Origin of the sequence: Flavobacterium sp. (assembly GCF_025352425.1) — a bacterium.
GTDB lineage: Bacteria > Bacteroidota > Bacteroidia > Flavobacteriales > Flavobacteriaceae > Flavobacterium.
In genome coordinates, this window is the sequence record NZ_JANXTI010000094.1 from 1 (window position 1) to 12284 (window position 12284).

At 37.0% G+C, this 12284-nt stretch carries 10 protein-coding genes and 1 tRNA gene; all 11 read left to right on the forward strand.

Going from position 1 to position 12284, the window contains the following annotated elements; genetic code table 11:
• On the forward strand, positions 1-108 hold a 108-nt coding region (locus Q0Q99_RS11600; RefSeq protein ID WP_293896058.1), incomplete at its 5' end, for a hypothetical protein.
• 64 nt (positions 109-172) lie between these two features.
• Positions 173-243 (forward strand) — tRNA-Trp (locus Q0Q99_RS11605).
• 16 nt (positions 244-259) lie between these two features.
• The gene (gene secE, locus Q0Q99_RS11610; protein ID WP_293896033.1) at positions 260-457 is read left to right on the forward strand and encodes a preprotein translocase subunit SecE; all 198 of its coding nucleotides are present in this window, start codon (positions 260-262) and stop codon (positions 455-457) included.
• A gap of 10 nt (positions 458-467) precedes the next feature.
• The gene (nusG, locus tag Q0Q99_RS11615) at positions 468-1019 is read left to right on the forward strand and encodes a transcription termination/antitermination protein NusG (RefSeq protein WP_293896036.1); all 552 of its coding nucleotides are present in this window, start codon (positions 468-470) and stop codon (positions 1017-1019) included.
• Positions 1020-1085: 66 nt separating this feature from the next.
• Positions 1086-1532 (forward strand): 50S ribosomal protein L11, encoded by a 447-nt coding sequence (rplK, locus tag Q0Q99_RS11620; protein WP_293896039.1) that lies wholly within the window; start codon positions 1086-1088, stop codon positions 1530-1532.
• A 3-nt stretch (positions 1533-1535) separates the two neighbouring features.
• Entirely contained in the window at positions 1536-2225 is a 690-nt protein-coding gene (gene rplA / locus Q0Q99_RS11625) for a 50S ribosomal protein L1 (RefSeq protein WP_290286112.1), read from the forward strand.
• 21 nt (positions 2226-2246) lie between these two features.
• Positions 2247-2747 (forward strand): 50S ribosomal protein L10, encoded by a 501-nt coding sequence (gene rplJ, locus Q0Q99_RS11630; protein ID WP_293896045.1) that lies wholly within the window; start codon positions 2247-2249, stop codon positions 2745-2747.
• 53 nt (positions 2748-2800) lie between these two features.
• The gene (rplL, locus tag Q0Q99_RS11635) at positions 2801-3175 is read left to right on the forward strand and encodes a 50S ribosomal protein L7/L12 (RefSeq protein ID WP_293896047.1); all 375 of its coding nucleotides are present in this window, start codon (positions 2801-2803) and stop codon (positions 3173-3175) included.
• A 264-nt stretch (positions 3176-3439) separates the two neighbouring features.
• Entirely contained in the window at positions 3440-7252 is a 3813-nt protein-coding gene (gene rpoB / locus Q0Q99_RS11640) for a DNA-directed RNA polymerase subunit beta (protein ID WP_293896050.1), read from the forward strand.
• A 109-nt stretch (positions 7253-7361) separates the two neighbouring features.
• Entirely contained in the window at positions 7362-11678 is a 4317-nt protein-coding gene (gene rpoC / locus Q0Q99_RS11645) for a DNA-directed RNA polymerase subunit beta' (RefSeq protein ID WP_293896053.1), read from the forward strand.
• A 3-nt stretch (positions 11679-11681) separates the two neighbouring features.
• Complete coding sequence (locus Q0Q99_RS11650; protein WP_293896056.1) at positions 11682-11996, forward strand: DUF3467 domain-containing protein; 315 nt, start codon at positions 11682-11684, stop codon at positions 11994-11996.
• Positions 11997-12284 lie beyond the last annotated feature (288 nt).

Below are 12284 nucleotides of genomic sequence, written 5' to 3' on the forward strand. Positions count from 1 at the left end.
GATGTAACTTTATTAAGTGCAATTGCAATGAACGTAGGTTTACGTTTCGCTATCCGTGAAGGTGGTAGAACAGTTGGTGCCGGTCAGGTAACTGAAATAATATCTTAATTATAAAATAAATAAAAATCCAGCAGAGGAACAATTGTTTCTCTGCTGTTTTTAATAATAATCAACGGGCGTAGTTCAAGGGTAGAATAGCGGTCTCCAAAACCGTTGATGGGGGTTCGAATCCCTCCGCCCGTGCAAAAATAAAAATACAATGACAAAAGTTGTTAATTATATATCAGAAGCATTTGACGAGTTAAAAACAAATGTTACTTGGCCGGAATGGTCTGAAGTGCAACGTCTCACTATTATTGTGGCCGTTTTTTCAGTAGTTTTCGCTTTAGTAACATGGGGAGTTGACGAAATGTGTGCAAAAGCGATTGCTGGGATTTTTAATTTGATAAAATCATAATTTCTCTGAAATGGCAGATAATAATGTGAAAAAATGGTATGTGGTTCGTGCTGTAAGTGGACAAGAAAATAAAGTCAAAGCTTATATCGAAACAGAAATCAATAGATTAGGAATGTCGGATTATGTATCTCAAGTTCTTGTACCTACTGAAAAGGTAGTTCAAGTAAGAGATGGTAAAAAAATAGCAAAGGATAAAGTTTATTTTCCAGGTTATGTAATGATTGAAGCTAATCTTATTGGTGAAATACCTCATATTATCAAATCGATTACAAGTGTAATTGGTTTTTTAGGCGAAGTAAAAGGTGGAGAGCCTGTGCCATTAAGAATGTCTGAAGTGAATAGAATGTTAGGTAAAGTTGATGAATTAGCTGTTAATACAGATACTCAGGCAATACCTTTCAAAATTGATGAAACAATTAAGGTTATTGATGGACCTTTCAATGGATTCAACGGAACTATTGAAAAAATCAATGAAGAAAAGCGTAAGCTTGAAGTTATGGTGAAAATTTTCGGAAGAAAAACACCATTAGAATTGAGCTTTATGCAAGTTGAAAAAGTATAATTTGTTACACTATTATAAATCGCAAACGTCTGCTTCCACAGACCGCTGCAAATTTTTTTAAAAACAATGGCTAAAGAGATTAGTAAAGTAGTTAAACTACAAGTAAAGGGAGGCGCAGCGAATCCATCGCCGCCGGTTGGACCTGCTCTGGGAGCTGCTGGTGTTAATATCATGGAGTTCTGTAAGCAATTTAATGCCAGAACCCAAGATCAACCCGGCAAAGTGTTACCGGTACAAATTACCGTGTATAAAGACAAATCGTTCGATTTTGTTGTAAAAACTCCACCTGCTGCAATTCAATTATTGGATGCTGCTAAATTGAAATCTGGTTCAGGCGAGCCTAACAGAAAAAAAGTTGCTAACGTAACTTGGGATCAAATTAAAGGAATCGCTGAAGACAAGATGGTTGATTTAAACGCTTTCACAATCGAATCTGCAATGAGTATGATTGCTGGAACAGCTAGATCTATGGGTATAACTGTAACTGGAGATTCTCCTCTAAACAAAGGATAAGACATGGCAAAATTGACAAAAAAACAAAAAGAGGCTGCTTCAAAAATTGAAAAAAACAAACTGTATTCTTTAAAAGACGCTTCGTCTTTATTGAAAGTTGTTGCTTCTGCAAAATTTGACGAGTCTGTAGATATTGCTGTTCGTTTAGGAGTTGATCCAAGAAAAGCAAATCAAATGGTAAGAGGTGTTGTAACACTTCCTCATGGAACGGGAAAAGATACTAAAGTATTAGCTTTAGTAACTCCGGATAAAGAAGCAGAAGCGAAAGCTGCTGGGGCTGACTATGTAGGATTAGATGATTACCTTCAAAAAATTAAAGATGGTTGGACAGATGTTGACGTAATTGTTACAATGCCGGCTATCATGGGTAAATTAGGTCCGTTAGGTCGTGTATTAGGTCCACGTGGTTTAATGCCAAACCCAAAAACAGGAACAGTAACCATGGAAATTGGTAAAGCTGTAACCGAAATTAAAGCAGGTAAAATCGACTTTAAAGTTGATAAAACTGGTATCGTTCACGCAGGAATTGGAAGAATCTCTTTTGAATCTGACAAACTTGTTGACAACGCACACGAAATTATTCAAACACTACTTAAATTAAAACCAACTGCAGCTAAAGGTACTTACATCAAGTCAATTCACTTGTCAAGTACTATGAGTCCTGCTATTGCTTTAGATCCTAAAGCGGTATAATTTAGTTAAACAAATTTTATTATGACAAGAGAAGAAAAATCAATCGCGATAGAAGATTTAACTGCAAAGTTGGCCAATGCAAATGTAATTTACATTGCGGATACTTCAGGTTTGAATGCTGAAACAACCTCTAACTTGAGAAGAACTTGCTATAAAGCAGGTATCAAATTAGAAGTAGTTAAAAATACATTGCTTGAAAAAGCAATGGAAGCTTCAACTAATAATTATGGTGATTTGGCAAGTGTATTAAAAGGGAATTCTTCAATTTTTATTGCAGACATCGCTAATGCACCCGCAAAAATTATCAAGGATTTCAGAAAAAAATCAGATAAACCAGCTTTCAAAGGAGCTTACATCAATGGTGAAATTTACATCGGAGATAACCTTATCGATAGCTTGGCTTCATTGAAATCGAAAGAAGAAGTTATTGGAGAAATCATTGGATTACTTCAATCTCCTGCAAAACGTGTTATTGCAGCATTACTAAACAATGCAGAGCAAAAAGGCGAAACAGCAGAATAATTAGAGCAGACTAAAAAAATAATAATTAAAGAACATTTTAAACGATAGAAAAAATGGCAGATTTGAAACAATTCGCAGACCAATTGGTTAACTTAACTGTAAAAGAAGTTAACGATTTAGCTACAATATTAAAAGATGAGTATGGTATCGAGCCAGCTGCTGCAGCTGTAGTAGTTAGCGCTGGTGGTGGAGATGCTGGTGCTGCTGCTGAAGAGCAAACAGAATTCACCGTAGTACTTAAAGAAGCTGGTGCTTCAAAATTAGCTGTTGTAAAAGCAGTAAAAGAATTAACAGGTTTAGGTTTGAAAGAAGCTAAAGATCTTGTCGATGGTGCACCATCTAACATCAAAGAAGGAATCACTAAAGCAGAAGCTGAAGGTTTGAAAAAATCTTTAGAAGAAGCTGGAGCTGTTGTTGAATTAAAGTAATTCAACCCCGGTTTTAGAACTAGGTTTAGGCCTTGGGCAAACGTCCAAGGGCCTAAACCATTTTTCGTATAATAAAATTATATCAGGTTTTATTATAAAATAGTTTAAAATACCAAAAAGCTTTTAATCACTACGAAGAAAAAAATGAACTAAATTTTCCTGGTTTATTTTTAAGATGTGCTGGTTATAAAAAGGAAAAGTATAAATTAAACAGTGTTTTATACACAAACATTTACTTTTTTTAAATCAAAATTTTGTCCATTGATGATAACAAATCAGACTGAAAGATTGAATTTTGCCTCTACTAAAAACATTCCTCAATATCCGGATTTTCTGGATGTTCAGGTAAAATCTTTTCAAGATTTCTTCCAATTGGAAACGAAATCAGACGAGAGAGGCAACGAAGGGTTATACAACACCTTCATGGAAAACTTTCCAATTACAGATACAAGAAACCAATTTGTATTAGAATTTCTAGATTATTTTGTTGACCCACCACGTTACACTATTCAAGAGTGTATCGAAAGAGGTTTAACATATAGTGTGCCGTTGAAAGCACGTCTAAAACTTTATTGTACTGATCCTGAGCATGAGGATTTTGAAACTATCGTACAGGATGTATATTTAGGAACTATTCCTTATATGACACCAAGTGGTACTTTCGTAATCAATGGTGCGGAGCGTGTTGTTGTTTCGCAATTGCACCGTTCGCCGGGAGTTTTCTTTGGTCAAAGTTTCCATGCTAATGGTACCAAGTTATATTCTGCCAGGGTAATTCCTTTTAAAGGATCCTGGATTGAATTTGCTACAGATATCAACAGCGTAATGTATGCTTACATTGATAGAAAGAAAAAACTACCTGTAACTACTTTATTCCGTGCAATCGGTTTCGAAAGAGATAAGGATATCCTTGAAATTTTCGATCTTGCAGAGGAAATTAAAGTGTCTAAAACAGGACTTAAAAAATATATCGGTAGAAAATTAGCAGCGAGAGTTCTGAATACCTGGCACGAAGATTTCGTGGATGAAGATTCTGGAGAAGTTGTTTCTATCGAGCGTAACGAAATTATCCTTGATAGAGATACCATTATCGATAAAGATAATGTGGAAGAAATCATCGATTCTAACGTTAAATCTATTTTGTTGCACAAGGAAGATGCTAATCAGGGAGATTATGCTATCATCCATAACACGTTACAAAAAGACCCAACAAACTCTGAAAAAGAAGCCGTTGAGCATATCTACAGACAATTGCGTAATGCAGAACCGCCTGATGAAGAAACTGCTCGTGGTATTATAGATAAATTGTTCTTCTCTGACCAACGTTATAACTTAGGTGAAGTTGGTCGTTACAGAATGAACAAAAAACTTGGTTTGGATATCCCAATGGAAAAGCAAGTGCTTACCAAAGAAGATATCATTACCATTGTAAAATATTTGATTGAATTAATAAACGCGAAAGCAGATATTGATGATATCGATCACTTATCAAACCGTCGTGTTAGAACAGTTGGTGAGCAATTGTCACAACAATTCGGTGTTGGTTTAGCGCGTATGGCGAGAACTATCCGTGAAAGAATGAACGTTAGGGATAACGAGGTGTTTACACCAATCGATTTGATTAATGCGAAAACATTATCATCGGTTATCAACTCTTTCTTTGGTACAAACCAGTTATCTCAATTCATGGATCAAACGAATCCATTGGCTGAGATTACACACAAAAGAAGATTATCAGCACTAGGACCAGGTGGACTTTCAAGAGAAAGAGCAGGATTTGAAGTACGTGACGTTCACTATACGCACTACGGAAGACTTTGCCCAATTGAAACTCCGGAGGGACCAAATATTGGACTTATTTCATCACTTGGTGTTTACGCTAAGGTTAACGGAATGGGATTCATCGAAACACCTTATCGTAAAGTAACTAATGGTGTAGTTGATTTAACTTCTGAGCCAATTTACTTAAGCGCCGAAGAAGAAGAAGGAAAAATGATTGCTCAGGCAAACATTGAAATGGACGGAAAAGGAAAAATTACTGCTGATAAAGTTATTGCTCGTGAAGAAGGTGATTTCCCAGTTGTTGATCCAGGACAAGTTCATTATACAGACGTTGCGCCTAATCAAATTGCATCGATTTCGGCTTCATTGATTCCATTTTTGGAACATGATGATGCGAATAGAGCCTTGATGGGATCAAACATGATGCGTCAGGCTGTACCATTGTTACGTCCTGAAGCACCAATTGTTGGAACCGGTCTTGAACGTCAGGTTGCTTCCGATTCAAGAGTATTGATTAATGCTGAAGGAAACGGAACTGTTGAGTACGTTGACGCCAACATGATTACTATCAAGTATGACAGAACGGAAGTGGAAAGAATGGTAAGTTTCGACCCTGATGAAAAATCATACAACCTGATTAAATTCAGAAAAACAAATCAAAGCACGTCTATTAACTTAAAACCAATCGTTAGAAAAGGCGACAGAGTTAAATCAGGTCAGGTACTTTGTGAAGGATATGCAACGCAAAACGGAGAGTTGGCTTTAGGTAGAAACCTAAAAGTTGCCTTTATGCCTTGGAAAGGATATAACTTCGAGGATGCGATTGTGATTTCTGAAAAAGTGGTTCGTGATGATATTTTCACTTCTATCCACGTTGATGATTATTCTTTGGAAGTTAGAGATACTAAATTAGGTAATGAAGAGTTGACTAATGACATCCCGAACGTTTCTGAAGAAGCAACTAAAGATTTGGATGAAAACGGAATGATTAGAATTGGTGCCGAAGTAAAGCCTGGCGATATCCTAATCGGGAAAATTACACCAAAAGGAGAATCAGATCCAACTCCGGAAGAAAAACTTTTAAGAGCTATCTTCGGAGATAAAGCTGGTGATGTGAAAGATGCTTCATTAAAAGCTTCTCCATCTTTACACGGTGTGGTTTTAGATAAAAAATTATTCGCAAGAGCGGTAAAAGATAAAAAGAAAAGAACCAAGGATAAAGATGATTTGACTTCTTTGGAAATGGATTTCGAAACAAAATTTGTTGAATTAAAAGACAAATTAGTTGAGAAACTTTTCACTATTGTAAACGGAAAAACATCACAAGGTGTAATGAACGATTTAGGAGAGGAAGTTTTGCCAAAAGGTAAAAAATACACCCTAAAAATGCTACACGCTGTTGAAGATTTCGCTCACTTAAACAAAGGGCAATGGGTTGCGGATGAAGAGTCAAATTCTTTAGTAAATGACTTAATCCACAACTACAAAATCAAATTAAATGATTTACAGGGTGCTTTAAGAAGAGAGAAATTCACCATCACCGTTGGAGATGAATTACCTGCAGGAATCTTGAAACTTGCTAAAGTTTACATCGCTAAGAAACGTAAACTGAAAGTGGGAGATAAAATGGCAGGACGTCACGGAAACAAAGGTATTGTGGCTCGTATCGTTCGTCATGAAGATATGCCATTCCTTGAAGATGGAACTCCGGTTGATATTGTCTTGAATCCACTTGGTGTACCATCGCGTATGAACATCGGGCAGATTTATGAAACGGTTCTTGGTTGGGCCGGGCAAAAATTAGGAAGAACGTATGCGACACCTATTTTTGACGGAGCAACATTAGACCAAATCAATGCAATCACTGACGAAGCGGGCATTCCACAATTTGGACATACTTACTTGTATGATGGTGGAACCGGAGAGCGTTTTCATCAGGCAGCAACTGTTGGAGTTATCTATATGTTGAAACTTGGACATATGGTTGATGATAAAATGCATGCACGTTCAATTGGTCCATACTCTCTTATTACACAACAACCATTGGGTGGTAAAGCTCAATTTGGAGGTCAGCGTTTTGGAGAAATGGAAGTTTGGGCACTTGAGGCTTATGGAGCTTCAAGCACGCTTAGAGAAATTTTGACTGTTAAATCGGATGACGTTATAGGTAGAGCTAAAACTTACGAAGCTATCGTTAAGGGAGAAACTATGCCGGAGCCGGGATTACCTGAATCATTCAATGTATTGATGCATGAATTGAAAGGTCTTGGATTAGACATTCGTTTAGAAGAATAAAATCAGTTCTCTGTTGTCGGTTCTCTGTTATAGGTTTAAAAACTGAAAACTGAAAACCGATAACTGACAACAAAAAAATTACAATTTCCTAATATCAATAGTAAAAACTATGATGAATAATAGAAATAATAATAATAGAGATCCTAGAAATACAATCAAGAGATTCGACAGAATTTCAATTGGTTTAGCGTCTCCAGAATCTATCCTGGCTGAGTCCAGAGGTGAGGTTTTGAAACCGGAAACTATCAACTACAGAACCCACAAACCAGAACGTGACGGTCTTTTCTGCGAAAGAATTTTCGGTCCGGTAAAGGATTTTGAATGTGCCTGTGGAAAATACAAAAGAATCCGTTATAAAGGAATCGTTTGTGACCGTTGTGGTGTTGAAGTTACCGAGAAAAAAGTACGTCGTGACAGAGTAGGACACATCAATCTTGTTGTGCCAATCGCTCATATCTGGTACTTCCGTTCTTTGCCAAACAAAATAGGATATATCCTTGGCTTGCCGTCTAAGAAATTAGATATGATTATCTACTACGAAAGATATGTAGTAATCCAGGCCGGTATTGCGGTGAATGCAGAAGGTGAATCGTTATCAAGATTAGATTTCCTTACAGAAGAAGAATATTTGAACATTCTTGATGCATTGCCACAGGACAATCAATATTTGGATGATTTTGATCCGAATAAGTTTGTTGCTAAAATGGGTGCCGAATGTATCATGGATTTATTGGCAAGAACCGATTTGAATGCGTTGTCATACGAATTGCGTCACGCTGCCAATAATGAAACTTCTAAACAAAGAAAAACAGAAGCATTAAAAAGATTGCAGGTAGTTGAATCATTCCGTGATTCTAATCACAACAGGGAAAATCGTCCGGAATGGATGATTATGAAAGTAGTTCCTGTGATTCCACCAGAATTGCGTCCGTTGGTGCCGCTTGATGGTGGCCGTTTCGCAACTTCCGATTTGAACGATTTATACAGAAGAGTTATCATCCGTAACAACCGTCTGAAAAGATTAATGGAGATTAAAGCTCCGGAAGTTATCCTGAGAAACGAAAAACGTATGTTGCAGGAATCAGTAGATTCATTATTTGATAACACACGTAAAGCTTCTGCTGTAAAAACAGAATCAAACAGACCATTGAAATCACTTTCTGATTCATTGAAAGGAAAACAAGGTCGTTTCCGTCAAAACTTATTAGGAAAACGTGTGGATTATTCTGCTCGTTCGGTAATTGTTGTTGGACCGGAAATGAAATTGTTTGAATGTGGTTTGCCAAAAGATATGGCGGCTGAACTATACAAACCATTCGTTATCCGTAAGCTTATCGAAAGAGGAATTGTTAAGACAGTTAAATCGGCTAAAAAAATAATCGACAAAAAAGAGCCGGTAGTTTGGGATATCCTTGAAAATGTTATCAAAGGTCATCCGGTATTATTAAACCGTGCTCCTACGTTACACAGATTGGGAATTCAGGCTTTTCAGCCAAAATTGATTGAAGGGAAAGCAATCCAGTTACACCCATTAGTGTGTACGGCGTTCAACGCGGATTTTGATGGTGACCAGATGGCGGTTCACTTGCCACTTGGACCAGAAGCTATTTTGGAAGCACAATTATTAATGTTGGCTTCCCACAATATCCTTAATCCCGCGAACGGAGCACCTATTACGGTTCCTTCTCAGGATATGGTTTTGGGTCTGTATTATATGACCAAAGAAAGATTATCAGTTCCAGATCATAAAATCTTAGGTGAAGGTTTAACTTTCTATTCTGCGGAAGAGTGTAACATAGCTCTAAACGAAGGTAGAGTTGAATTGAATGCGCGTGTAAAAGTACGTGCAAAAGATTTTAATGAAAGTGGCGAATTAGTATACAAAATCATTCAAACTACTGCCGGTAGAGTACTTTTTAACGAAGTGGTTCCACCTGCAGCAGGATATATCAATGAAGTATTGACCAAAAAATCTTTACGTGACATTATCGGAAAAATCCTTGCAGTAACTGATGTTCCTACAACGGCAGCTTTCCTTGATGAAATGAAAGATATGGGTTATAAATTTGCCTTCAAAGGTGGTTTATCATTCTCATTGGGTGATATTAGAATTCCGGAGCAAAAAACACAATTGATTGCTGACGCACGTGTTCAGGTTGAAGGTATTTCTGTGAATTATAACATGGGACTTATCACTAACAACGAACGTTACAATCAGGTTATTGATATCTGGACTTCTGCAAATGCACAATTGACTGAGTTAGCAATGAAAAACATTAGAGAAGACCAACAAGGTTTCAACTCGGTGTATATGATGCTTGACTCGGGTGCAAGGGGTTCTAAAGAACAGATACGTCAGTTAACCGGTATGCGTGGTTTGATGGCTAAGCCTAAAAAATCAACCGCTGGTGGTGGAGAAATTATTGAAAATCCTATTCTTTCTAACTTTAAGGAAGGTCTTTCTATCTTAGAATACTTTATATCTACTCACGGTGCGCGTAAAGGATTAGCGGATACCGCTTTGAAAACAGCTGATGCCGGTTACTTAACCCGTAGATTGCATGACGTTTCACAAGACGTAATTGTAAACTCTGTAGATTGTGGTACGCTAAGAGGAATTGATGTTTCTGCTTTGAAGAAAAACGAAGAAATCGTTGAAACTTTAGGAGAAAGAATCTTAGGACGAGTTGCATTGCAAGATGTAATCAATCCGTTAGATAATGAAATTTTAGTTCACTCTGGTGAGCAAATTACCGAAGCTATTGTTAAAGCTATTGAAGAGTCACCTATTGAAAGAGTAGATGTTCGTTCTCCTTTAACTTGCGAAGCCAAAAAAGGTATTTGTGCAAAATGTTATGGTAGAAACTTAGCTACCGGTAAAATGACCCAAAGAGGTGAAGCAGTTGGAGTAATCGCTGCACAATCAATTGGAGAACCGGGAACTCAGTTAACGCTTCGTACATTCCACGTTGGTGGAGTTGCGGGTGGCGTTTCGGAAGAATCTACTATTGTAGCAAGATTTGGAGGAAAACTTGAAATTGAAGATTTAAAAACTGTTGTTGGAGAAGATGCTGATGGAAATAAAGTTGACATCGTAGTTTCCCGTTCAACGGAATTAAAATTAGTGGATACTAAAACAGGTATTTTATTAAGCACACATAACATTCCTTACGGTTCTGTTATCAGTGTGAAAGATGGAGATACTGTTGCTAAAGGTGCTACTATTTGTAAATGGGATCCTTATAATGGAGTAATCGTTTCAGAATTTACAGGAAAAATTGCTTACGAAGATTTAGAACAAGGACAATCGTTCCAAGTTGAAATTGATGAGCAAACAGGTTTCCAGGAAAAAGTAATTTCGGAAGGAAGAAACAAAAAATTAATCCCAACCTTATTGGTTTACGGTAAAGATGGCGAGTTGATACGTTCTTATAACTTACCGGTTGGAGCGCACCTTATGGTCGAAGACGGAGAGAAAATTAAAGCAGGTAAGATCCTTGTGAAAATTCCTCGCCGTTCTTCAAAAGCAGGAGATATCACAGGAGGTTTGCCAAGAATTACCGAGTTGTTAGAAGCTCGTAATCCTTCAAACCCAGCGGTAGTTTCTGAAATTGATGGTGTTGTTTCTTTTGGAAAAATCAAAAGAGGTAACCGTGAGGTTGTAATCGAATCTAAATTTGGTGAAATCAAGAAATACTTAGTGAAGTTATCAAGTCAAATCCTGGTTCAGGAGAATGACTTCGTAAAAGCGGGTGTGCCTTTATCTGACGGAGCTATTACACCGGAAGATATTTTAAGAATTCAAGGGCCATCAGCTGTTCAACAGTATTTGGTAAACGAAATTCAGGAAGTATACCGTTTGCAAGGGGTGAAAATCAATGACAAACACTTTGAAGTTGTTATCCGTCAAATGATGCGTAAAGTAAGAGTTGAGGATCCGGGAGATACTTTATTCCTTGAAGAGCAATTGATCCACACTTCTGATTTCTTGGAAGAAAACGATAAATTGTATGGTATGAAAGTGGTTGAAGATGGAGGTGATTCTGAAGTATTAAAACCAGGTCAGATTGTTTCTCCACGTGAATTACGTGATGAGAACTCTTTATTGAAACGTAATGATAAAAATCAGATTGTGGCACGTGATGTTATTACGGCTACTGCAACTCCGGTATTACAAGGTATTACCAGAGCTTCGTTGCAAACCAAATCATTTATATCTGCGGCATCATTCCAGGAGACAACAAAAGTATTGAACGAAGCGGCAGTTGCCGGTAAAGTAGATACACTTGAGGGTCTTAAAGAAAATGTAATCGTTGGACACAGAATTCCTGCAGGAACAGGTATGAGAGATTACGATCATACGATTGTTGGCTCGAGAGAAGACTACAACGAAATCATGGCGAGTAAAGAAGAATATATCTATTAAGTTATGAGCGATAATAATCAACAGCAACAGGGACAAATCAATATTGAACTGGATGAGAAGACAGCCGAGGGAATTTATTCCAATCTGGCTATTATAAATCATTCTGCTTCAGAGTTTGTAATTGATTTTGTAACGATTATGCCGGGAACACCAAAGGCAAAAGTAAAATCGAGAATTGTTTTAACTCCGCAACATGCCAAAAGATTTCTGAAAGCATTGGGTGAAAACATTCATAGGTTTGAACAGGCCAATGGCGAAATCAAAGACACAGAGCAGCCACAGATTCCATTGAATTTTGGAACTGCCGGTCAGGCGTAACCTATTTTTCAAATTAAAAAAGCCTCTTCATTCCCGAATCTTCGGGAGGAGAGGTTTTTTTTTGAATTATGAATTACGAATTATGAATTACGAATTATGAATTATGAATTACGAATTACGAATTACACTATTATAAATTACAAGTGGAGGATTATAAATTACAATGACAACATTATAAATTACAAGTGAAGAATTATAAATTACAAGTGAAGAATTATAAATTATAAGCGGTTCTTTTTTTGCCCATTCGTCATTTGTGTATAAAGTTTATAATGTTGTCATTGTAAT